This is a genomic window from Paenarthrobacter sp. TA1.8 (assembly GCF_048595705.1).
Classification (GTDB): Bacteria; Actinomycetota; Actinomycetes; order Actinomycetales; family Micrococcaceae; genus Arthrobacter; species Arthrobacter nitroguajacolicus.
In genome coordinates, this window is the sequence record NZ_CP184287.1 from 551,125 (window position 1) to 574,553 (window position 23,429).

General features: G+C 61.9%; 20 protein-coding genes. 9 read left to right on the forward strand and 11 right to left on the reverse strand.

Going from position 1 to position 23,429, the window contains the following annotated elements:
* Positions 1–107: 107 nt before the first annotated feature.
* Positions 108–683, forward strand: coding sequence for a dihydrofolate reductase family protein (locus tag ACNAOT_RS02845; protein WP_420179948.1), 576 nt, complete (start codon positions 108–110; stop codon positions 681–683).
* 6 nt (positions 684–689) lie between these two features.
* On the opposite strand, the gene epsC is transcribed toward ACNAOT_RS02845, so the two are convergent.
* Together epsC and ACNAOT_RS02855 are read right to left on the reverse strand one after the other, a co-directional pair.
* Complete coding sequence (epsC, locus tag ACNAOT_RS02850) at positions 690–1,268, reverse strand: serine O-acetyltransferase EpsC (RefSeq protein WP_420179949.1); 579 nt, start codon at positions 1,266–1,268, stop codon at positions 690–692.
* On the reverse strand, positions 1,265–1,924 hold the full coding sequence (locus ACNAOT_RS02855) for a TenA family protein (protein ID WP_091464993.1): 660 nt from the start codon (positions 1,922–1,924) through the stop codon (positions 1,265–1,267). The genes epsC and ACNAOT_RS02855 overlap by 4 nt, the downstream gene beginning before the upstream one ends.
* A gap of 106 nt (positions 1,925–2,030) precedes the next feature.
* Here ACNAOT_RS02855 and ACNAOT_RS02860 point away from each other — a divergent pair, with 106 nt between their 5' ends.
* On the forward strand, positions 2,031–2,906 hold the full coding sequence (locus ACNAOT_RS02860; RefSeq protein ID WP_420179950.1) for a universal stress protein: 876 nt from the start codon (positions 2,031–2,033) through the stop codon (positions 2,904–2,906).
* A 65-nt stretch (positions 2,907–2,971) separates the two neighbouring features.
* The gene (locus ACNAOT_RS02865) at positions 2,972–3,868 is read left to right on the forward strand and encodes a helix-turn-helix transcriptional regulator (RefSeq protein WP_420179951.1); all 897 of its coding nucleotides are present in this window, start codon (positions 2,972–2,974) and stop codon (positions 3,866–3,868) included.
* A gap of 58 nt (positions 3,869–3,926) precedes the next feature.
* Here ACNAOT_RS02865 and ACNAOT_RS02870 read toward each other — a convergent pair whose 3' ends face one another.
* Both ACNAOT_RS02870 and ACNAOT_RS02875 read right to left on the reverse strand, forming a co-directional pair.
* Positions 3,927–4,415, reverse strand: a complete 489-nt coding sequence (locus ACNAOT_RS02870; protein WP_420179952.1) for a cyclophilin-like fold protein — start codon at positions 4,413–4,415, stop codon at positions 3,927–3,929.
* Positions 4,412–5,608 carry an MFS transporter gene (locus ACNAOT_RS02875; RefSeq protein ID WP_420179953.1) on the reverse strand — a complete coding sequence of 399 codons (1,197 nt, stop codon included), beginning with the start codon at positions 5,606–5,608 and terminating at the stop codon, positions 4,412–4,414. Before ACNAOT_RS02875 ends, ACNAOT_RS02870 begins: the two co-directional genes overlap by 4 nt.
* A 145-nt stretch (positions 5,609–5,753) precedes the next feature.
* On the opposite strand from ACNAOT_RS02875, the gene ACNAOT_RS02880 reads away from it, so the two are divergent.
* Positions 5,754–7,238, forward strand: coding sequence for an HNH endonuclease (locus ACNAOT_RS02880; RefSeq protein WP_420179954.1), 1,485 nt, complete (start codon positions 5,754–5,756; stop codon positions 7,236–7,238).
* 17 nt (positions 7,239–7,255) lie between these two features.
* On the opposite strand, the gene ACNAOT_RS02885 is transcribed toward ACNAOT_RS02880, so the two are convergent.
* Both ACNAOT_RS02885 and ACNAOT_RS02890 read right to left on the reverse strand, forming a co-directional pair.
* Complete coding sequence (locus ACNAOT_RS02885; protein WP_024819327.1) at positions 7,256–7,765, reverse strand: MarR family winged helix-turn-helix transcriptional regulator; 510 nt, start codon at positions 7,763–7,765, stop codon at positions 7,256–7,258.
* Positions 7,766–7,807: 42 nt separating this feature from the next.
* The gene (locus ACNAOT_RS02890) at positions 7,808–9,526 is read right to left on the reverse strand and encodes an AMP-binding protein (protein WP_420179955.1); all 1,719 of its coding nucleotides are present in this window, start codon (positions 9,524–9,526) and stop codon (positions 7,808–7,810) included.
* 131 nt (positions 9,527–9,657) lie between these two features.
* Between ACNAOT_RS02890 and ACNAOT_RS02895 the strand changes: the two genes are divergently transcribed.
* Entirely contained in the window at positions 9,658–10,875 is a 1,218-nt protein-coding gene (locus ACNAOT_RS02895) for an acyl-CoA dehydrogenase family protein (RefSeq protein WP_420179956.1), read from the forward strand.
* Positions 10,876–10,940: 65 nt separating this feature from the next.
* Here ACNAOT_RS02895 and ACNAOT_RS02900 read toward each other — a convergent pair whose 3' ends face one another.
* The 5 genes from ACNAOT_RS02900 to ACNAOT_RS02920 all read right to left on the reverse strand — a co-directional run bounded on the left by ACNAOT_RS02900 (position 10,941) and on the right by ACNAOT_RS02920 (position 17,076).
* A complete protein-coding gene (locus ACNAOT_RS02900) occupies positions 10,941–12,518 on the reverse strand; it encodes an APC family permease (protein ID WP_420179957.1) in 1,578 nt (525 codons plus the stop codon).
* Between the two features lie 144 nt (positions 12,519–12,662).
* Complete coding sequence (locus ACNAOT_RS02905; RefSeq protein WP_420179958.1) at positions 12,663–14,318, reverse strand: GMC family oxidoreductase; 1,656 nt, start codon at positions 14,316–14,318, stop codon at positions 12,663–12,665.
* Positions 14,319–15,830 carry an aldehyde dehydrogenase family protein gene (locus ACNAOT_RS02910; RefSeq protein ID WP_420179959.1) on the reverse strand — a complete coding sequence of 504 codons (1,512 nt, stop codon included), beginning with the start codon at positions 15,828–15,830 and terminating at the stop codon, positions 14,319–14,321. It lies immediately after the preceding gene.
* 56 nt (positions 15,831–15,886) lie between these two features.
* Positions 15,887–16,318 (reverse strand): hypothetical protein, encoded by a 432-nt coding sequence (locus ACNAOT_RS02915; protein WP_364307543.1) that lies wholly within the window; start codon positions 16,316–16,318, stop codon positions 15,887–15,889.
* Positions 16,318–17,076, reverse strand: coding sequence for a hypothetical protein (locus ACNAOT_RS02920; RefSeq protein WP_420179960.1), 759 nt, complete (start codon positions 17,074–17,076; stop codon positions 16,318–16,320). Before ACNAOT_RS02920 ends, ACNAOT_RS02915 begins: the two co-directional genes overlap by 1 nt.
* Positions 17,077–17,824: 748 nt before the next feature.
* Between ACNAOT_RS02920 and ACNAOT_RS02925 the strand changes: the two genes are divergently transcribed.
* From ACNAOT_RS02925 to ACNAOT_RS02940, 4 genes are all read left to right on the forward strand, one after another.
* Positions 17,825–20,407, forward strand: coding sequence for a DUF7507 domain-containing protein (locus ACNAOT_RS02925; protein ID WP_420179961.1), 2,583 nt, complete (start codon positions 17,825–17,827; stop codon positions 20,405–20,407).
* An 89-nt stretch (positions 20,408–20,496) separates the two neighbouring features.
* Positions 20,497–21,978 carry a SpaH/EbpB family LPXTG-anchored major pilin gene (locus ACNAOT_RS02930; RefSeq protein WP_420179962.1) on the forward strand — a complete coding sequence of 494 codons (1,482 nt, stop codon included), beginning with the start codon at positions 20,497–20,499 and terminating at the stop codon, positions 21,976–21,978.
* Between the two features lie 114 nt (positions 21,979–22,092).
* Positions 22,093–23,010, forward strand: coding sequence for a class C sortase (locus tag ACNAOT_RS02935; RefSeq protein ID WP_420179963.1), 918 nt, complete (start codon positions 22,093–22,095; stop codon positions 23,008–23,010).
* A complete protein-coding gene (locus ACNAOT_RS02940) occupies positions 23,007–23,225 on the forward strand; it encodes a hypothetical protein (protein WP_420179964.1) in 219 nt (72 codons plus the stop codon). The genes ACNAOT_RS02935 and ACNAOT_RS02940 overlap by 4 nt, the downstream gene beginning before the upstream one ends.
* Positions 23,226–23,429 lie beyond the last annotated feature (204 nt).

Below are 23,429 nucleotides of genomic sequence, written 5' to 3' on the forward strand. Positions count from 1 at the left end.
CGTTGTCAGATACAGTTTGGTCACCGATAAGGGAACCGCCAGGGGTTGTCGGCTTGTGCTTCGCGGCGTAGGCTCCTGCGGGCCATCATCGGATCGAGGAGTCGCTCATGGGACAGCTGATCGTCCAGGATTTCGTTACCGCCGACGGATACGCCGCCGACACCAACAACGAGTTCAAAGCCTACGAACTGCTGGAAGGTGGAACGGCCGAGTTTGACCGTGCCCAGCTCGAATGGCTCGGCAGTGTGGAGGCAATGGTTTTGGGCGCCAATACGTACAGGTACTTTGCTGAATACTGGCCTACCGACGCCTCCGAGGGCGAGATCATCGCTCCAGCCCTCAATGGCCTGCGACGCCACGTGTTTTCACGCCACCTGAAGGAGGCCCCTTGGGGCGACTTCCCGCCGTCGACCGTTGAATCCGGCGACGCGATCGAGGACATTCGTCGCATCAAACGCGAGTCCGCAAAGGACATCGTTCTCTGGGGAAGCCTGTCGCTCGGCCAGACGTTCTTCGCCGCCGGAGAAGTGGACGCAGTCCGGCTTGTGGTGATGCCGCTGGGTCAGGGCTCAGGCAGGGGGGTGTTCCCGGCCGGACATGACCCTGCCCTGTTGAAGCTCGTGGACGTGAACAGCTATGACCAAGGCCTGGTGGAGCTCAGCTACTCGGTGCGGCAACGGTGATGTGTCCTAAGTAAGCAGCGCCGGATCGATGAAATCCTCGCGCGGGTCCACGGTGGCGCCGGGATCTTTTGAGCGTGAAATTGCAGGGAGGCCCACGGCGACAGAACGAGGCGGAACGTCTCGAACGACCACCGCGTTAGCACCGATTGCAGAGTGCTCACCCACGATGACGGGACCCAGAACTTTAGCCCCGGAGCCGAGCATGACGTGGTTGCCGATGGTGGGATGCCGTTTAGTCTTACTGAGTGCCCGACCGCCCAATGTGACGCCTTGATACATGAGGACGTCGTCCCCGACTTCGGCCGTTTCCCCTACGACAATTCCCGTTCCATGGTCGATAAAAAGCCGCCGACCAATCGTGGCCCCGGGGTGAATTGAAACTCCGGTCAGTGCTTTCGTTGCTTGGGAAATCAATCGAGCCGGACCGCGCAGGTGCGGTTTCTGCCACATCGCGTGGGCCAGTCGATGGCTCCAAAGTGCGTGAACCCCTGAGTAGACAAGCGCCACCTCGAAGAGGCTTGTCGCCGCCGGGTCCTGGTTCTTGGCGGCGTGGAGATCTTCTTTCAGGAGCTCAAAAATATTCATGAAACGTGTACAGCCAGCGCAGCGTCGAAGAACGCGCGCTCCAGCCGCACCGCTTCAGCGAAGGTGGCGGCTACGCGCTCGCGTGCAGCGGCGTCGGCAGGTTCGACGGCGTCGAACTCGTCGCGTAGCCAGGTCACCCATGCGTTGTACTCCGGGTTGTTGTGGAGGCGGATCCACTCGGCATGCTTTGCGTGGGCGGGCCATTCTTTGGTGTCCCCGGCGCGGGCAGCCCAGTCTCCGTAGAGCCACTCGGCAACCAACAGCACTGCCAGGACTTCCGGGTAGGAGCGGGTAGCGAGGGCGCTGCGCATCAGGTTGTCGAAATCCCGGGTGGCAGATCCCAGCGCGGGTGCGGTTCGATCCGCCTCGGGGACGTCGAGTTCATTGAAGCAATCCTGGAAGTACGTGTTCTCGTCCGAAGCGAAAGCTCCGAGAACCCGCGCAAACACCAGCCGCGAAGGCAGCGAAGGTGCCGATGCGACAGCTTGGCCCAGGAGGGCGGTGAAGGCATCGCAGAACTGGTAATCCTGGACGAGGTAGCGGCGCAGGTTCTCGTCCGAAAGAGACCCGTCGAGCAGCTGGTCCACGAATGGATGGTTGACGGCGGCGTCCCAGTCCCCGGCAGTCTGGTTCTTGAGTTCATTGGCAAAGCCCACGGTTTTTCCTCCTGAGGTGTCAGCATCGGAGCCTAGCAGCGTACCGCTCCGTGGAGGCCGGCGTTACGCTATGGTGCCGGTCCCTGTGCCAGCGTAGGCTCGGGCCATGACGAACGAGCGCGCATCGAAGACGATCGTGGTTGGCTATGACGGATCCGAAGAATCACACCGCGCCGTCCAATGGGCCGCCAAGCACGCGATCCTGCGGGACTGTTCCCTCCACGTTGTCCACTGTTCCTTGTGGGTCCTGCTGTCCCACAACAGGGGTCCTGTTCCTGGTGTTGCCGATAGCGGACTGGAACGGGCCGCCCAAAAAGTCCTCGAAGAGGGGATGGCTCTCGCCAAAGAGACCGTCCCCGAACTGGAAGTCCACAGCACTTTGCTTCATGGGATGCCACGCGATCATCTGGCCCACGTCTCGGTGGGTGCAGAGATGTTGGTACTCGGAAGCCGGGGACTTGGCGGGTTCATGGGCTTGCTGGTGGGCTCCGTGAGTTTGGAGATGGCAGCAACCGCAGAGTGCCCGGTGGCAGTGATCCGCGCAGATGACCACCCGGAGGGTCCGGTGCTGCTTGCAGTTGATGACTCCGGATCCCCGGCAGCCCTCGACGACGCTTGTCTTTTCGCGGCAGCAACGGGTGCCGACCTCATGATCGTCCACGTACTGCACGAACCGGAGGGGTACCGACGGTTGCGCGAGCCTGTGGAAGCTTACCCGGACGCTGAAGCGATGCTTGACGCTGTGCTGAGCCGGGCACGCCACAAAGCGCCCGGAGTCACCGTGGCCGGCGAGTTGCTGGTTGATGCTTCATTCTCCCGGGCCGTGGTCAAGGCTTCTCAAGGGGCACGCCTCACGGTGGTGGGGACCAAGGGCCATGGCCTGATCAAAGGCACCATAGGCTCCACGGCGCATGCCGTGCTTCACCATGCCCACAGTCCCGTGTTGGTTTCACGTCGCAAGGCCACGTCCGAGGCCACGTAGGCGCCATTTTTGGAGGTCCTCGCAGGGACTCCCTCCGGCGATGGACCGGATCTATGGTGGAGTCCATGGACAATCGGGCGGAAGTACGCGAATTTCTGATTTCCCGGCGGGCCCACGTGGCCCCGGAGCAGGTTGGGTTGCCCACGGGATCCAACCGGCGGGTCAAGGGGCTGCGCCGCAGCGAAGTGGCTACCCTTGCCGGGTTGAGCGTGGAGTATTACACCCGCTTGGAGCGGGGTGCCATCAGCGGCGCTTCACCACAAGTACTGGAGAGCATCGCCAGGGCGCTGAACCTGGATGACGCTGAGCGGGCACATCTGTTCGATCTCGCCCACGCGGCCAGTCCTGTTGCCAGACCCCCGCGGCGCCGGAATGCGAAATCGTACGTTCCCCATGAGAGCCTGCAGTGGGCGCTGGATGCTGTCACGGCCGGACCCGCTTTTGTCCGGAATGGTCGCATGGACCTGTTGGCCGTGAACCCCTTGGCCCGGGCGTTTTATATGGACTGCTACGACATGCCGGGGCAGGCGCCCAACATCGCCAGATTCACGTTTCTGGATGATCGCGCGCATGAGTTCTACCCGGATTGGGACGCCTTTGCGGAGGTGACGGTTTCAATCCTTCGCACCGAGGCCGGACGCGACCCGCACAACAAGGAACTGCACGATCTTATTGGTGAACTGAGCACCCGCAGCGATGAGTTCCGCACACGCTGGGGCGCGCACAACGTCCGGCATCACGGAACGGGTTTCAAGACGTTCAATCATCCGATCGTGGGCGAGATGACACTCGCGTACGAGGGCTTGGAAATGGCCGCCGAACCCGGGCTGACCCTGACCATCTACGCGGCGGAACCCGGGTCGCCGTCGGCCGAGCGCCTTCAGTTGCTGTCCTCCTGGGCGGCCAGCGAATACGGACAGGGCGTCCAGCCTGCGTCCGAGAAGACACGGACGGACAGCTGACTGCAGGACAGCTGACGACGGCGGTGCTGCCGCACGCTTTATCGTCGATGCCGGTCGGTCATGGGCTGACTTCCACACGAACCTCCTGGTCCTCGAAGCGCGCAAGCTCGTCCGGCGTCGCGTTGTAGCGGCCCAAGTGGATGGTCTGGTCCGAGAAACCGATCCCCGAAGTGTTGTAGTAGAGACCGAGGTTTCCCCAGGGGACGAAGTAGATCAGGTCGCCGTCCTCAGGGTCAGACCCGGGCGACCCTTCATAGTGGAGGGGCCTGGGCAGGTCCGCGATCTTCTCCCGGCCGGCAAACTCTTCCATGGTGAGGGTGAGCGGCAGCATGCTCAGAAAGTCCCGGGCAGCGGGGTTGTCTTCACCGATGGTCACGTCCAGAGATACCGAGCCGGTGCTGAAGCGGATTACGGTACCTACGACGCTGCCGGCAGCAGGGCTGGATGTCGCACTGGCCGAACTCGGGGTAGCTTCGCCGGTGGGAGACGGGCCGCAACTGACGACCGCCAACGCCAGCAACAGTACTCCGGCAGTGCGGCGCTTCATGGCCGGGCACCTTCCTTACGATCCTTGAGCATCAACATTGTGAGCGGCGCGAAGTAGAGCGCGGCAATGCCTGTTCCCACCAGCACAGGTCCCGTGGCTCCAAGCGCGGACTCCAAGGCGTAACCGGCGACCCACGATCCCACGGCCGTACCGAGGTTGAACGCTGAGGTGCTGAGCGCCGACGCAAGGGTGGGCGCGTGGCCGGCATAACCAACGGCTTTGCCGATCAGAATCGGGTTGGTGGCCATCCCGAAGAGCCCTAGCAAGAAGATCAGGACCACTGTCATCACGGCGTAGTGGGAGAACAGGGAAAGGGCACCCAGCACCAGCAACGTCATACCCGCAGAGATGAACAGTGCCGGATAGGGGTGGTGTGCGCCGAAGTGACCTCCAAGATTGGAGCCGATGAACGCCCCCACACCGTAGGCCACCAAAACCAACGGAACCACGGAAGCGGCCAGACCCGTGTTCTCAGTAAGCAGCGGAGAGATGAAGCTGTAGGCAGCCAAGGATGATCCGCACACGATCGCGCAGCCCGCCAGGACAAGCCAGACCCTGGCGTCACGCATGCTGGCAAGCTCTGCCCGCACGGAGGGAGTGGGCCCGGTTTCGGGGCTTGCCGGGACCAGCCGGTACACCACAACGGCCGCCGCCAGAGCAAGAATAGCCAAAGCCCAGAAAGGGCCACGCCAGCCAATCACCTGCCCTGCGAAGGCCCCCAGCGGCACACCGACCACGTTGGCGAGCATGCCACCCCCCAGGACAACGCCCAGCGCCCGGGACGCCGAAGCCGCACCTGCAGCTTTAGCACCCACGACGGCGGCTACCGCCCAGAAAGCGCCAGTCGCCAGTGCCGTGACGAAACGAGCCACCAGGATCAGCGTGAAGTCGGAAGTAAGTGCAACAACAACGTGGCCCACAGCGAAGACAACCAGCGCGAGGCTCAGCGTCAGACGCCGGGGCAGCTTCAGGGTCAGGATGGACATTGTGGCGGTGCCGACGATCATGCCCACCGCAAAGACCGTGATCATGAGGCCGGCACTTGCCACGGACACCCCAAGATCGCCCGCAATCTCAGGCAGTATGCCCGCAACGATGAACTCGGTGGTCCCCATGAGGAACACTCCGGCCGCCAGAACGTAGGTCACCAGTGGCAAACGACGGGTCTTGGTGGAGGAAATGGTTGTGGTCATGACTTCAGAACATCAGGTTTAGAGAGTGTTAGGGAGACCCGCTTGAGGGAGGTCCTCCGAGGGACTCCTTCACTTGGCAAAAGCTCATCGGGCCCCATTGGATCACCGGCGTTATATTGTCGGTGGCTGCTGCCAGAGTTAGGGCATGGAGCGGATTGGGGAGAAGCAGGCGGGCGCGGTGGTGGCGCATGCCCCTGTTGCTGCCTCGTCTCCCGGCCGGACGTCTCGGGTCCCGGCGGATGCTGTTCAGCGCGGCGCGGTTCCAGTCAGCACTGGCGCGGTTCCGGCCGGCTCCGTGAGTGGGGACCTGATCGAGCAGTTGCGGGTTTTGGAGGAGATGAAGTCGGCCATCACGGCTTTGCAGGCGCGGGTTGCTGTGGCTTTTGATCTTGCCCAGCGTGCAGAGCAGGCCGAGGCGGGTGTTCCTGTTTCGGAGCGTGGCAGTGGGGTGGGTGCTCAGGTGGCGTTGGCCCGGCGGGAGTCGCCGAATCGTGGGTCCCGGTTGCTGGGTTTGGCGAAGGCCCTTGTGCTGGAGATGCCGCGGACGTTGGCGGCTTTGAAGTCGGGGCAGTTGAATGAGTGGCGGGCCACGCTGCTGGTGAAAGAGACCGCGTGTTTGTCTGTTGAGGACCGGTGCGCGGTGGATGAGGAACTCGCTGCCGATACCGGGACTTTTGAGGGGAAGGGCGATAAGGCGATTGTTGCGGCGGCGAAGGCTGCTGCGTATCGGCGGGATCCGCGGTCGGTGGTCGGGCGTGCCAGCCGTGCCGCCGCTGAACGGATGGTGAGCCTGCGCCCGGCCCCGGACACCATGACGTACCTGACGGCGCTGCTTCCGGTCGCGCAAGGGGTGGCGGTCTACGCTGCTCTTTGCCAGGCTGCTGATTCGGCCCGTTCCAGCGGGGATGCGGGCTCTGGTGTTGTCCCGACCCGCGGTCAGGTCATGGCCGACACCTTGGTCGAGCGCGTCACCGGCACACCTGGCGGGATTTCAGGGATCAACCTGGACCTCGTCATGACCGACCGCACCCTGTTCCAGGGCGACAGTGAACCGGCCCGGCTCAAGGGCTACGGAATAGTCCCCGCCGAATGGGGGAGGGAAATAGTCGGTTCGGGACAAACCGCAACCCAGGGGCAGGCCGCAACCCTGGAACAGACCGCAACCTTGGGGCAGGCAGCGGCGAACCCCGCCTCCGGCCGGGGGCGAACCGGCAATGATCACGCGGGAACGCCGGATGCAGAGCTCAGTGTCTGGCTTCGGCGGCTTTACACCGCGCCGGCCAGTGGTGAGCTGTTGAGCATGGACTCCAAAGCCCGGCTCTTCCCGACGAGGCTTCGGCGTTTCATTGAAACCCGTGACGATACCTGCCGGATGCCGTACTGCGATGCGCCGATCCGGCATATCGACCATGTGGTTCCTTGGCGTTCCGGAGGGAAAACGAACCTCGCCAACGGTGCAGGTCTATGCGAGGCGTGCAACCACACCAAGGAAAACCCCGGCTGGACCACCAAAACCGTGCATGCCGGCGTGCACGGGGGTACGCACACCCAGGAAATCAGCACCCCCACCGGACACAGCTATCAATCGAAAGCCCCACCCCTACCCGGACACCGCCCCTCCAGAACATAGAAAGCTCGTTTGACGTCTTATTCCTCCGTGAAATCTCCGGCATCCCTGCGGAAAGTGCCCAGTACACGGATTAGATGATCGACGTCGTCGGGCCCGAAGCCTGACTTGCCAAAAACCTCGGCGTTGAGGGCCGCCGTCGCTTTTTTGGCGAGGGTGCGTCCCTCTGCGGTGAGTTCGATCAGGGTGGTGCGTCCGTCCGTTGGGTGCGGGGAACGGGCCACCAGGGCGGCTTTCTCCAAGCGGTCGACGGCGTTGGTCACCGACGTCGGGTGAACCTGCAAGAGCGCGCTGGCTTTGTTCATGGGCAGCGCACCGCTGCGGGCGAAGCTCAGCAACGCCAACAGTTCGTAGCGCGCGAACGTCAGCCCGAACGGCTTGAGCACCGTTTCGATGCGCGCCAGGAGGATCTGTTGTGTGCGCATGATCGCTGTGATGGCAGCCATGGGCGCGGCGACATCGCCCCAACCATGCCGTTCCCAGTTTCGTTGGGCATCGGCAATGGGGTCGCGGGGGAGTGGCGTGCCCATGGGCCTCCTTTGGTTGCCGGAATAGCTTGGTGTATTGGGTAGCTAGTCTTTCAGATTCGGGAACTCTTCCTCGGTGTATTCGACGCCCAAACCTGCGGGCAGCGGGCCGTCGCCGTGCCTGGCTACTTCCGTCCCGCGCAGCTCCACCCGCCTGATCTTGCCGGAAATCGTCTTGGGCAGCTCCCCAAATTCGAGCCGGCGGATGCGCTTGAACGGCGCCAAATGCTCACGGCAGTACCTGAGAATGTCCTCTGCGACCGCCGGGCCGGCTTCATAGCCGGCAGCCAACACCACAAACGCCTTGGGCACCGACAGCTTTACAGCGTCAGGCGAAGGTACGACGGCGGCCTCCGCTACTGCCGGGTGTTCGATCAGGACGCTTTCGAGTTCGAAAGGCGACAATCGATAGTCGGAGGACTTGAAGACGTCGTCATCCCGGCCGACGTAAGTGATGACGCCGTCGGAATCCCGGCTCGCCATGTCGCCCGTGTGATAGTAGCCATCGCGGAAGGCTTCGGCCGTCTTGGCTTCGTCGCCGAAGTAGCTCTTCATGAGTCCCACGGGACGGGGGTCCAAGCGCAAGCAGAGTTCGCCGTCGTCGGATTCCTGCCCGGTGAGCGGGTCCACCAGGACCACGTCGTATCCCGGCAGTGGCCGTCCCATGGAGCCGATTTTCACCGGCTGCGCGGGCGTGTTGGCGATCTGGACCGTGGATTCGGTTTGGCCGAAGCCGTCACGGATGGTGACTCCCCAGGCTTCCTCCACCTGGCCGATGACTTCGGCGTTGAGTGGTTCGCCGGCAGAGACCACCTTAAGTGGCGGGGTGGTGAGTTGGGTGAGGTCGGCCTGGATGAGCATGCGCCACACAGTGGGCGGGGCACAGAAACTCGTGACGCCTTCGCGGCCCATCTGTTCCATGAGAGCCGCAGCGTCGAAGCGTTGGTAGTTGTAAATGAAGACGGTAGCCTCGGCGATCCACGGCGTGAAGACGTTGGACCAAGCGTGCTTTGCCCAGCCGGGGGAGGCGACATTCAGGTGGACGTCCCCCGGTTCCAGGCCGATCCAGTACATGGTGGACAAGTGGCCCACAGGATAGGACGTGTGCGTGTGCTCCACGAGTTTCGCCCGTGAGGTGGTGCCGGACGTGAAGTAAAGCAGCAGTGTCTCGTCGGCGCGAGTGGGCGCATCGGGCGTGAAGTCCGTACCGGCGGCGTGCGAATCCGAGTACTGCTTAGCGTTCGCGTTGGTGCTCCCTGAGCCGACCTCAATCAGTGTGTAATCACCCTCGACGTCGGAGAACTTGCCGATGTTGGCGCTTCCTGCAGCCACCCAAGTGGCCCCGCCGCGCTCCACCCGGTCCTGGAGATCGCGGGCGCCCATGAGGGTGGTGGTGGGGATCATGACGATGCCCAGCTTGATGCCTGCCAGCATGAGTTCCCACAGCTCAACCTGGTTGCCGAGCATGATGATCATGTGCTCGCCGCGCTTGACGCCTTGGTCCCGCAGCCAGTTGGCGAGTTGGGAGGACCTCCGGGAGAGGTCCTTGAAGGTGCGCCGGGTTGAACTGCCGTCCTGTTCCACGATGACCAGCGCGGGCTGGCGGCCCCTGGTTTCGTCGGCGGCGATCTGGTCGAACCAGTCGAGTGCGAAGTTGAACTCCTCAAAGCGCGGCCATTGGAATTCTGCGTGTGCCTGCTTGTAGTCCTCGCGCAGCTCCAGGAGCCGATCGCGGGCCGCACGGAAGTCTTCTGTGACTGTCATAGTCCGCCTTTCGCCTTCGGGTTCCCGGCGCCATCGCCGGCCTTCCCGCCTAGTGATCCACATCACCTTGCAATATACTAGGACATCCAAGGGTTTGGAAGAGCCCATGCGGGACATGACGAAGGGGTCTAATGCTCGACGAAAAAGCTGCCGGCACCGTTACCAGCGGCGCGGCACCAGAACGCGTCCTGCCTCCTTATCAGGAGGCGGACTTGATGCACGTCATTGACCTGCTTCCAGCCGGGGAGCGTGCACGGTATCTCGAGATCAGGGAGTTCCTGCAAACACGGATCCGGGCTGCGAGCATCGACTACTGGAACCGGGAAGAATTTCCGTTCGGGCTGCTGGCTGACATGGCCAAGTTCGGGCTGGGTGGGCTGCAGACGGACGGCTCCTCAAAGCTCTTCAAGGGCCTCATGTACACCGAGGTCGCGCGGGCGGATGTGTCCCTTTCAGCGCTGGTAGGCATCCACAATGAGCTCATTGTCGGCATGATTGACGAGCTCGGTTCCCCTGAACAGAAACGCAAATGGCTGCCTGGTCTGGAGGCTTTCAGCCAACTGGGTGCCTTCGCGCTGACAGAACCGGATCACGGATCGGACATCGCCGGAGGACTCTCGACGACGGCGCGACGCGACGGCGGCGATTGGGTCATCAACGGTGCCAAGCGATGGATAGGGGCCGGCACGATTGCCGACTTTGCCCTCGTTTGGGCTCGCGACGAGGCTGACGGACACATCAAGGGCTTCATCGTCGAGACGGACCGCCCCGGCTACTCAGCCACCAAGATTTCCAACAAGATCGGCCTGCGCATCATGCAGAATGCGGACATCGTGTTGGACGAGGTGCGCATTCCTTTGGAAAACCTCCTGCCGGGTGCCACGGAGTTTTCCCGCGCTAATGACCTCTTGCGTGATTCCCGGGCATGGGTGGGCTGGCAAGCTGCGGGAATCCAATTGGCCGCCTTTGATATCGCCCGGTCATACGCTTTGGAGCGCCGGCAGTTCGGCAAAGAGCTGGCCCGCTTCCAGCTGGTGCAGCAGCAGCTCGCCGACATTCTGGGCAATGCCAACGCTTCACTGTCCATGATGGTTGAACTCGCCCGGATCCAGCAGGCAGGGAAGCTCGAGATGGTGCAGGCCGCCATGTGCAAAGCCACCACTACCCGGCTCGCCCGTTCGTCCGTTGCCATGGGCCGTTCTTTGTTGGGCGGGAACGGGATCACCACTGATTACGAGATGGCCAAGCTCTTCGGCGACGCAGAGATTCTGTACACGTACGAAGGCAGCTACGAGATCAACTCCATGATCGTGGCCCGCGCGGTGACGGGGAAGTCGGCGTTCGTCTGAGCATCCCTTCGCCGGTTGAACGTAGGCGAAGGGATGCTCGTTGGAAGTGAGAGATAGCCCCGTGGCTAGGAGCTTTGAGCTACCACTTGGGGGGACTCCTCAGGCGTGACCAGGGCTGCGTGCTCGGCCAGGACTCCTGTCCGATGCCTGATACGGAGGCGGTAGAGGAGCGTTCCGCCGATGATGACCGCTGCGACAAAGATGACGCCACCCCATTGCAGGTACCACTCGAAGGGCGGTACTGAGTTGTAGATCTCCGGCCGCGGCCACACGAGGTTCAACGTCATCGCGCCGCCCCACAGCACGGCCAGGATGTTCACCGGGAGCCCCCATTTGCCGAGGCTGAATCCCGGTTCTGATCCGTCGTCCTGCAAGGGCCACTTCTTCAAGAACCGGCGCCGCAGCAAGGGCACTGTCACCAGCAGGTAGGACAAGTAGATCAGGACGATGCTGATGCTGGACAGAATGGTGAAGATGGCTGGCTGCGAGATGTTGACGATCAGCGGAATCACTGCCACCACGCCAATAACGATGGCAGCCACTGTGGGGGTTTTACGGGTGGGGTGCACTTTGCTGAGCTGACGGCTGAAGGGAAGGTTGTTGTCCCTGGCCATGGCAAACATCATCCGGATAGCCGCTGCATGGACGGCCAGAGTACAAACCACTACAGCTACGACGATGCACGCCAGGAACGCCTTGCCGAACGGGCCACCCAGCACCGACAACACAATGTACTGCAGCCCGCCATCGGCGGCCCCGAGCTTGGGGTCGGAAAGATCGGGGGCGGCCAGGATTCCGCCCAGAAGGAGCAAACCACCCAGGAGGAAGGATGCCGTGACGGCGCGCAGGATCGCCCTGGGAGCCGTGCGCTTGGGGTCCTTGGTCTCTTCGCCCAAGGAACTTGCGGTGTCGAATCCGTACATGACGTAGCCGGAAGCCATAGCGGCGATGAGGAACACTCCGAAGAAGCCCAGGGGATGCTCTTCACCGAATCCAGCCGTGTCCAGGAGGACTTCCGGTCCGCGGACGGAATGCCAGATGAGTGCGGCAATGAGCAGGACGGCCGCAACGAGTTCCACGAACACGCCCACGCTGTTGATCATGGTCATGAGTTTCACGCCGAACGCGTTGATGAGCGTGGAAATGCCGATCATGATACTGGCCAGGATGACCCCGTTGACGGCGAAGTCGTAAGGACCTGTTCCGTCGCCTACCAGTTGGAAACCGCTCCAGATCTGCGGCAAGGTGATTTGGAGGGCCAAGGCCACAGACCCCAGGGCCATGATCGAGGACAGCAGCAGCAACCAGCCCGCCAACCAGGCCCATGTTCCTGTCGAGAGCCTTTTTGCCCAGTTGTACACCGATCCGGCCACGGGGTAGCGTCCGGCCAGTTCCGCAAAGCATAGGGCGACCATGAGCTGGCCGACGAAGACGATGGGCCACGACCAGGCGTAGGCGGGTCCCGCCGTCGAAAATCCAAAGTAAAACAATTGAAAAACGCCGGTGAGAATGGAGATGTAACTGACGCCGGCCGCGAAGCTGGCAAACTTACCGATGCTGCGATCAAGGGTTTGGGCATAGCCAAACTCGTCCATGCCGCTTGCATCGCTCTTGCAGGGTCCTATTTTGCTGGGTTCTAACATTCGAACTCCTAATTCAGACATGCACGAATGGTGATTACCTGCGGCCGCCGTTGGACGCAGTCGAAATCAAAGGCCGGGCACCACGATGTGCCTCGGGCTGTTCCCCCATTGTTTGTTGCGTGGGTCTAAAAGCAGGGTGCCTGTTCAGGCGAGGGACAAGCTGAAGTCGGCTTCCGCCGTCGTGGTTTCCTCCGTCCGGTTGGCTCGGACGAGGTCAGACTTAATGAGGTCGGCGCAACGTTCGCCAATCATCATCACTGTGATGTTGGGGTTCACGGTGACGTGTTCCGGCATGACGGAGGCATCGGCCACGCGCAGCCCGGTGACGCCCTTGACCCGCAGCTCGGGATCCAGGGGTGACATGTCGTCATCCACTGGTCCCATACGGACTGTGCCGACCGGGTGGTAGACGGTGTTGTGCGTTTTGCGGATGTAATCCTGCAGTTCCTCGTCGCTCTGTGCCTCAATTCCAGGAGAGAGTTCCCGGCCGGTCCATTCAGCCATGGCTGGCTGCGCGGCGATTTCCCGGGCTTTCCGGATGCCGGCCACCATGACGCGCATATCGTGCCCTTCAGGATCGGTGAAGTACCGGGGGTCCACCATGGGCTTGTCGCGGAAGTCCCGGCTACGCAGCCGGACCGTCCCGCGGGAACGGGCATGCGTGACGTTCGGGGTGAGGCTGAAGCCGTTCTCCGTAGTGGGGTAGCCGTACCGCAGGGTGTTCATGTCGAAGGGCACGGAGCCATAGTGCATCATCAGGTCCGGGCGGTCGAGGCCCGGCTCGGTGGGGGTGAAGATGCCGATCTCCCACCACTGGGTGGAGGTCTGCACCATGGGCTGCTTGGCCTCGAACTGCACCACGCCTTCCGGGTGGTCCTGGAGGTGTTCGCCGACGCCGGGGGAATCCACCAGTACCTCGATGCCATGCGCCGCCAGATGCGCAGCCGGGCCTATGCCGGAAAGCATGAGGAGCTTGGGGGAGTCGATGGCGCCAGTAGACAGGATGACCTCGCGACGCGCCGCGAGCCTGTGCGTCCGGCCGAAGGCCGAGTCCACAACGTCGACGCCGGTGCAGCGCTTGTCAGCGTCGAACACCAGTTGGCGTGCCCGCAGGCCGGTCAGCAGCGTGAAGTTTTCGCGATCGACGATGGGGTGGATATAGGAGACAGAACTAGAGGAACGCGTGCCGTCCGAGCGGCGGTTGATTTGGAAGAAATTAGCGCCGTTGATCACGGTGGTGCCGTCATTGAACTTTGCCTTTGGGATGCCGGTCTGCTCGCAGGCATCAAGGAGCGCGACTCCGGCGGGATCGTTCGGGGGAACGTTCATCAAGTGCACAGGACCGGAATCGCCATGATGGGGAGCATCCGGGCCGGCGTCCTCATTGGTTTCCAGACGCTTGTATAAAGGCCATGCGGCAGCAGCGTTCCAGCCGGTGGCGCCGTACTTTGACTCCCACTCATCCAGGTCCTCGCGGGGAGCCCAAAAGGCGATGCAGGAGTTGTGGCTGGAGCAGCCACCCATCACCTTGGCGCGGGCGTGACGCATGAAGGAGTTGCCGTTTTCCTGCGGTTCCACCGGGTAGTCCCAGTCGTAGCCGGATTCCAGCAGCTCCATCCAGCGGTCCAGCTGCAGGATCTCCGGCAGGTTCCGGTCATCAGGTCCGGCTTCCACCAAGGCAACGGTGACGGCAGGGTCCTCGCTCAGCCGGGCGGCGACGGCGGCTCCTGCAGATCCTCCGCCGATGATGACGTAATCGAACCCGCGCTCGCTGAGGTCCTCAATGTTGTCAACGTGCATCTATTTCTCCTTGCCGTGGTCTGCGAACCAGCCGGTCACCTGGGGGCTGGTGTTTTGGTAGATGTGCTTGGCTTCCTGGTATTCACCCAGTCCGGTGGGCCCGAGCTCGCGGCCGACGCCGGACTGGCCGAAGCCGCCCCACTCGGCCTGGGGAAGGTAGGGGTGGTAGTCGTTGATCCAGACCGTGCCGTGCCGCAAACGGCCCGCTACCCGCTGGGCCTTGCCGGCATCCTGGGTCCAGACGGCACCGGCCAGTCCGTAGATGGTGTCGTTGGCGGTGGCTACGGCTTCGTCCTCAGTGCGGAAGGTTTCCACTGTTACTACCGGGCCAAAGGCTTCGTCGATGACTACCGACATTCCCCTTTGGACGCGGTCCAGGAGGGTCGGCTGGTAGTAGAAGCCGGCGTCGAACTTCTCGCCTTCAGGTGCCGCGCCGCCGCACCGCAGCCGTGCGCCTTCGGCCACGCCACGCTGGACGTAGGCGTCCACCTTCTCCCGGTGGGCCGCGGAGATCAGTGGTCCGGTTTCGGCAGACTCATCGAAGGGGCCTCCGAGGCGAATGTCCTGTGCCTTACGGACCAGTTCGTCAACGAAGCGTTCGGCGATGGATTCCTCCACCACCAGCCGCGCCCCGGCGGAGCAGACCTGTCCTGAATGCACAAAGGCACCGTTCAGCGCATTGTCGACGGCGGCGTCGAAGTCAGCGTCAGCGAACACGACGTTGGGGTTCTTGCCGCCAAGCTCCAACGCCACCTTTTTCACGGTGCCGGCTGCGGCTGCGGCAATGCGCTTGCCGGTTTCCAATCCGCCGGTGAAGGAGACCAGATCAATGTCCGGGTGCTCCGAAAGGGGTGCGCCAGCCTGGGCTCCCGGGCCCGTCACGAGGTTGGCGACGCCGTCCGGCAGGCCAAGGTCCTTCAGCAACTGCATGGCAAGGATCGCCGTGGACGGGGTCAGCTCGGCGGGCTTGAGGACGAAGGTGCAGCCAGCGGCCAGGGCGGGCGCGATCTTCCACGCCGCCTGCAGCAGCGGGTAGTTCCATGGCGTGATCAAGCCGCAGACGCCTACCGGCTCGTAGACTATTTTGCTCACGACGGCGGGGTCCCCGGCGTCGACCACCCGGCCGGCAGACTGCCCGGCGAGACGCCCGAAGTATTCGAAGCAGGCGGCGATGTCGTCGATGTCGATGCGGCTTTCAATGATGCGCTTGCCGGTGTCCAAGGATTCGGCGCGGGCGAACTTCTCCCGGCGTTCGCGCAGTTCCGCTGCGACTTTGAGCAGGAACGCGCCGCGCTCGGGGGCCGGGACTGAAGACCAGACGCCGGAGTCGAAGGCGGCGCGAGCTGCGGAAATGGCGCGCTCGGCGTCTTCGCGGCCGGCTTCGGACACCGTGGCGACCAGCTCGCCGTCGGCAGGGTTACGGATTTCGCGCACCGCGCCGGAAGCAGCCGGCTCCCACGCACCGTTGATGAAAAGTGTGGAGGCGGAATCGGAAAATGTGGCTTGGGTCATACGAAGCAGGCTAGTGCATCTTGAACATCTGTTCAAGGAAAATTATGAACAGATGTTCAAAGAGGGTTGATATTAAGCGGTGCCCGATTGATGAAAGCGACATTGACGATGTGGTCGCCGCCGGCTTCCTTTGTGTTCTGGAAAATCACCTGATACGGCGTCCTGCCGATCAGCAGCGCTATCCCGTCGGGGGCCCTGTCGGGCGATTTGGCTACATCGAGGAGCATGCGCCGGAAATGCGGATTATGTTCTACTTGCCCGCGGATCCCGGATCTGTCAAAGGATGCCAGGGTAGACAGCCACACGGTTCCATCGGCCTCGGTTACTCCATGAGCGGGGTAGACGACGCGGCCTGTTTCGGTGGTGAATCCCGAGTCGCCAAGCGCTATTTTGAACCGCGCGCACCATGTAGTGAAGTGTCTTTCCAGCATGCGTTCGGGGTCAGCCGTGACGACGCTTCTGAAGAAGGCCAGGTCAGCTACGGACATTAGGCAGCTCGTCGGGTTCGGAGCGCAGCTGTTGTTTTCGTGAAATCAGCCCGGGTGGTCGGGACGGGTTCGAAGTCGACTGTCGTAGCTGGAGAAGGCCACCTGGTGAGTGCATCGAGGCGTTCGCGGCAGCGGAAAAGGGCTTCGTAACTTTGAGTGGTGCGCTCCATGATGGCGTGGATACTCCCGCGGTGGTAGGCAGCCGAGACGTTGATCGTGGCAAGTTCCTCGCTGCAGATGTTCCCTACGTCCGCAAGCAGATCCCAGCCAAGACGATGGCCTTGATCGGACCAGTCGAGATGGAGGGACGCAATGGTCTGGGCTTGTTGTGCCCGGGATCCGCTGACCGCCACGTCGTAGATGAGTCGTTCAAAGTGCGCGAACGTAGCCAGCCCTGTGCGGACATCAGTGCAGGAGAGAGGTTCCAGCCGCTCTATCTCCGCGGTCCATCCCTCTACTAAGGCAAGCATGGAAGAGTCATCCGGGGACAAATCGGCAACGGTGTAAAAGGCGCGAAGGTCCATCATGGTCTCGCGGACGCCCACCCCGTGGTAGGCGCGGGAGGCGCCCAGCCGTCTCGCCACGTTCTGAAGTTCGTCCCCCCGGACTCTCGCCCTGGTGGTCTCCGCGACCTCAGGTACCAGCCAATCACCGGGAAGCTTCCATCCCGCCTGAAGGCTGCTTTGCTGCCAACGAAGTTGGAGTCCACAGGATGTAATAACGAGGTCGCCGCTACGAATCTCTGTTTGGTCGTTCATGTCAAGTAAGTACCGCGGGTACTGGATTTGTGTCGCGACATTGACGAATTGGCCGCCAGTGGTGGTAGGCGGAATGGCGGAGTATTTTCTTGGATCCGTTAAGGACCAAGTGGCGACACGATCGGCGCCCGTGCAGCACTTAACGGGTGTGCGAAGTGAATGGGTAGTAGAGGGTATTCGGCAGCTCAAATCCACATGGGGCCATCTCAAACGGCGGCCTCATGGGTCGGGCTTGGTGCTGATGTATGCAGCAGACAGACGGTTGGTCAGGACGGGGGAGACGGTAGTTTTCACAGCCTGGATCGTCAACGAAACGGGTCGGCGCCTCAATGACGTCCACCTAGTCCCCGGATCGCTGACCAATGAGGCTTTGGAAGTACTTCATTTCCAGCCGTTATCCCGGAGGGACGTCCAGCCAATCGGCCATCTCGGAAGGTTCGAGACCGCATATCGAAGCTTCTCCTATTCGGTGACGACGCGGGATCAATTGCACGGATGCGAACTCCTGAGCAGCATGCGGGTGACCGGACGTTCGGCCTTTCGGGAGTTCCACGACCAGCAAGATGCCCTCATTACAGTTCGCGGCTGATAGGTGTCTATCAAAAAACTTCCTGGAACTTGCAACACATTCAGTTCCCTGCCGCTACTCCCTTAGTGAAGCTTCGCCCTGCTGAGGGTGTGGCTATGCCCTGTAAATGTTCGGCTCCCCAGCGGAGCGGTTGAGTAAGAGTTCTTGGAAGGACCTCCATTGAAGTTTCCCCGTGGGAGAGCGACGGCCATTGCTGCCGCGTTGATGGTGGTCCTTGGCGGGCTGTCGTCAGGCGCACCGGCGCAGGCCTACGAAGTGGCCACAGCCCCGGCGAACGTTACCGGCGGAGCCGCCGTGCTGACGATGCCGGGATCCGGCCTGACCACCACCTATGACCAGTCCGGTCTGACCTACCTGGCGGGCAGGACGACGCTGGATAGCCGTGGGTACGTTGCCTCTGACTATTCGCAGGGCGTCCCCGCTGCCTCTCCCGCCGTCGAGTTCTGGACGGACGCCGTGAATAACTGCCCGGCCAGTGGGTCGTGTTCGGGCCTGGGAACTATCACAGTTGCCTTTAGCCAACCTGTCAGAAACCCGGTGCTGAATCTGGCAGGTATGGGCGGGTACGTGGTTTTTGACAGCGACAACGACGGCGATGCAGATCAGCAGTCGCAATACCACGTCGTCTTAAACCTCGCCACCACGGGGTTGACCATGAGCAAGCTCTCCGGAGGCAATCTCGCCGTCAGCGGTAACTCCATCACGGCAGTGAATCACAATACCGGTTATTCATGCAGCACCACAGCTCAAAGCGGCGATCCCACTCCGCTCAATGCCCAGGCAACAGCTGCGTGTGGTTCAGTGAGAGTAAACGGCGTCGTTACCACCCTGACCTTCGATATCAGCAGCGTTCACGTTCCAACCAACAGCTCGATACCCGGCTACACGAATAACGTCGTCACGAATGCTAATAAGCACAACCAGGACAACTTCCTCATGGCGGCCACGGTTCCCCAGGACTTCGGGGATGCCCCGTCGTCCTACGATCAAGGCAGCGCCGCCAGGGCTGTGACATCCGACGTTACGCTGGGTGCCAACCTCACCGAGGATAACGCCAACGTTGCCAACGGCACGGTGTCGCCCAATGCCAGCGTTACTGCAGCGCTGGACCAGATGGACGATGGTGTCGTTATGACGCCTATGACGGCGGGGGTGACCAGCTACTCCAGAACCGTCGCCATCAGTGGTGCCAGCAAAGCCGGAATGACGTGCGGGTGGATCGACGTCAACAAGGACGGGCTCTTTAACAACACGGCGGAGCGGGCGTGTGCCAGCTTTGCGGCCGGAACCACATCGGCCACGCTCAACTGGACTGCTATCCCTGCCGGTATGACTGCCGGGACCACCTATGCGCGCTTCCGGATCGGTTACAACACCGCCCAGGTCCAGTTGCCCGTTGGACCTTCGAATTCAGGCGAGGTGGAGGACTACATCGTCACCATCGCCCCTGCAGGTGTTCCGGCCATCACGTTGGTCAAGACTGTGGACAGGACCACACTCGTGGCCGGCCAAACCGCCACCTACACCTTCGTCGCCCAGAACACCGGCAACGTCACCCTGACGGGCGTCGTGATCAGCGAAACACAGTTCTCCGGCACAGGCGCCATGTCAGCCCTGACTTACACCTGGCCGGGGCTGCCTGGTGTGTTGCTGGCCGGGCAAACGGTGACTGCTACAGCCACCTACGTTGTTACCCAGAACGACGTGATCACCGGCGTGCTGACAAACACCGCCAAGGTCACCGGCAATCCGGCCATAGGGCCGCCGGTCACAGCAACTGACGATGCAGAAATTAAGGCACCCCCGGCATGGAAGATCAAGAAGACGGCGACGGTCAACGGTACTGTTCCGGCGAACGGATCAGTCATGCCTGGCCAGACCATCAACTACGCAGTGACCGCGACCAGCCTCAGCGGCATCATCACAGGGGTGATCCTGAAAGACAACCTTGCCGATGTCCTGGACAACGCGACGTTCGTCCCGGGCTCAGCAACCCTCACCATTGGGACGGGCACTCCCATTCCCGTGGCAAACCCGGTGGCCCCTTCAACAACACTCACTACGGCCGCTTTCACTCTTCCCGCCGGTCAAATAGCGACACTGCGCTACAGCGTCACGGTCAAAACCAGCGCCTGGAACGCCACATTGATCAACACGGTGACCGGCAGCGGCAGCACACCTCCCCAAACCTGCGCCGAATCCGGTTCCTCCGGTCCCGGCCCTGACTGCACCACCACACATCAGACACCCGCCAAAGTACTCATCGAAAAGGTCGGCGAATCTTCCAACGAGGAATGGGTCAGAATGGCCGGCTCTTCCTGGACGATCTACACCAACAACAACGGCGTCCCCGGAGCTGCCCTGATAAGCCCAACCGCGGTTGCGGTGGCAGGCGAAACAGGTTTGTTCCAACTTGAGGGAATCAAACCGGGTATCTACTGGCTCGAAGAGACCACCGCACCCGAGGGTTTCAACCTGTTGGCCGAGCCTGTGCAATTCACCGTTGCAGCTAGCGGCGCCGTGACAGTTGGACAGGGCAGCGGTACGGGCGTTGTGACCAGCAGCGACAGCGACGGTGATGGGATCTTCCTCATCACGGTGCGCGATGTGCCCGCACTGGAAATGCCAGAGTCCGGCGGCATCGGCTGGTGGCCTTTCACCGCAGCCGGATCGATTCTCGTCCTGACAGCCCTCGGCCTGGGACTCGTCAATGTCCGCCGCCGAAACATCACCAGTACCTAGACCTTCCGGGCTTGCCGCCACCGCCGCAAGCCCGGAACCCAGAATGTTCACTCCGAGCATCCGAACCATCAATAGAAAGAAGATACAAAGTGAGTAATCCAAGCTCCTTGCGGCTGTGGAAAACCGCCGCCGCAACTATAGCCGGGGCGGTGCTGGCCATGTCGTTCTCCGTCGCACCGGCCTCGGCGGCGCCCTTGGTTGACGGCGACCAGACCGGTTCCATCACAGTCCACAAGTTCGAACGCCCTACCACTCCCACAGGCCTTCCCAACAACGGCACTGCGGTAGACACCTCCGGGTTGACGCCGTTGGGTGGCATTGAGTTCACGATTCAGCAGGTCAACACCATTGACCTGTCGACCAACGCCGGTTGGGACGCGGCCCATAACCTGAGCAGCGTCTTCGCCCCCGCCGATCCTGAAGGCTCCATTACCGGCGCCGGATACACCCTGGGTGCAGGGCAGGCCCAGACCACCGCTGCTGACGGCACCGCAGCGTTCGCCAACCTCCCTGTCGGCCTGTACTTGGTCACCGAGACCAACTACCCCGCCGGTGTGACTCCTGCAGCTCCGTTCCTGGTCTCGGTTCCCTTGACCGACCCGGATAACCAGGACAACTGGATCTACGATGTTCACGTCTACCCGAAGAACTCCATTGCCGGTGCAGAAAAGACCGTCACGGATGCCCCCGACGTGAAGCTGGGCGACCAGATCGACTTCACCATCACCGGTGACATCCCCAACGAAGCCGTCATCGATGGTTACAAGATCGTGGACGTCCTCGATCCCAAGCTGAGCTACGTCGGCGCCACCGCCACCCTGGTCGATGGCACCGTCATCACCGAAGGTACCGACTACAACGTCGTCTTCGACGCCGCAACCAACACGGTCTCCATAGTCTTCACCCCCGCAGGCCTGGCAGTACTGGCCGCACACGTGGACACCAGCGTTCAGGTCGTGGTGAACACCACGGTCAACACCATCGGTGAAATCGAAAACGAAGCCCTGGTTTACCCGAACCTGCCCAGCTTCGACGTAACCCCGGGCCAGCCCGGAGGACCGATCGTGACGCCTCCGGTCGTGACCAAGTGGGGCGAAATGACCCTGCAGAAGGTCAACGAGAACGGCACAGCCCTTGCCGGCGCTGCCTTCTCCGTCTACGCCAACGAAGCTGACGCCCTGGCCGGCACCAACCCGATCGTCCTGAACGGTCAAAGCGTCTTCGCCGTCGCAGCCGATGGCACCCTGACCATCTCCGGTCTGCGTTACTCGGACTGGGCAGATGGCGCAGCTGTTGCACCGGGCTCGGCTGACTACCGCACCTACTACCTGGTGGAGACCACCGCCCCGGCCGGATACGAACTGCTCGCCGAGCCGATCTCCTTCCTGATCAACTCAGCATCCACCACGGTTGGCATTGACCTGAGCGTCAAGAACATCCCGTCCAACGGCGGCTTCGAACTGCCCCTCACCGGTGGCGTCGGAACCGGTCTGCTCTACGCAGCCGGAGCGCTCCTGGTCGTCGGTGCAGGCCTGCTGTTCGTACGGAATCGCAAGACCACCAACAGCTAACACCTCGGGAGCCGCAACAGTGACTCCCATCTAGCCAAAGTGGGGAAGATCGTTTCGGCGATCTTCCCCACTTTGAAGTTTCAGCACTACACACCTATCCGCCACAGGACCCTGATGACTCATATCCAAGCCCCCTCCCGACCCGACCTCGGCCGAGTCATCGGATCGTGGAGCAAACAACGCATCCTCATAGTGCTGATCGCCATCTTGGGTGTGGGAATTTTGCTCTACCCAACAGCGGCTGCCTGGTTTTCCGACCGGGTCCACGCCACCGAAATCAGTGGCTATGTTGACACTGTGGGGAACTTGAACCCTTCTGCCAAAAAGTCCATCCTTGACGCGGCAAAGAAGTTCAACCAAGACCTTCCGTCCGGACCCCTCAGAGACCCCTACTCCCTCAATGACGAGGGCAAACAGACCACCATTGGGGCAGGATCAGACGCGTACCAGAATCTGCTGGATGTGGGGCCCGGTGGAATGATGGGCCGCATCAGCATCCCCTCCATCCATTCCGACCTGCCGATCTTTCATGGCACCGACGAAGACTCGCTGTCCAAGGGCGCCGGTCACCTGTTCGGTTCGGCTCTGCCAGTTGGGGGAGACGGGACGCATAGTGTCCTTAGCGCGCACTCCGGCTTCGTCAGTGCAACCCTTTTTGAGAACCTCCACAAAGTCGCTAAAGGAGAAACCTTCAGCATCAGCGTCCTGGATCAGACCATCTACTACAAAGTGGACTCCATCCAAACGGTCTTGCCGGATCAAACGGACGCACTCCGAAAGGTGCCCGGCAAGGACTATGTAACTCTCATCACCTGTACACCCACCGGCGTTAACAGTCATCGCTTGCTCGTCCGCGGCGAACGCACAGAAGCCCCCAGTGCCGAGAGCCCGCAAACAATGCCTAGTCAAGCTTCAGACCCAGGTTTCCCCTGGTGGGTTCTTGGCCTCATCGGTGCGGCAACGGCTGCCATCCTGGTCACCCGCCCTCGCGATTCAGCTCAGGTCCAACGCCGGGAAAGGACCACACCGTGACGGCCAACCAACAGATTCTCATCGTCCGATGCGTGGATTTGGCGCAAGGGGACACCATTGAAGCTTGGTCGCAGGGAGTCCTTGTACATCGCGGTACCGTCACGCAGACCATGCCGAAGGCGGGACTGTTCTGGATCCGCGAAGACCAACTAAATGAGCGTCGGCTCGTGGACATGCACGAGCTGGAAATCCTGCTCTTCCCCAACGACCCCTAGGTGTTTGCGGGCGTTGCCGGGAAGGTGAACCGGCCTTCCCGAAGATTTTTTCCGTTTCCGCGACACGAACTGCCCCCTGGCCACACTTAAGAAGTGCAGCATTGCATCGATTTGTCGCGTGAACAGGTTGCTGCCGCTGCGACGGCCTTTGGTTCGAGCACCTGGCGGAAGATGCGTTTTTGAACACCGTCCACCACAGCTGCT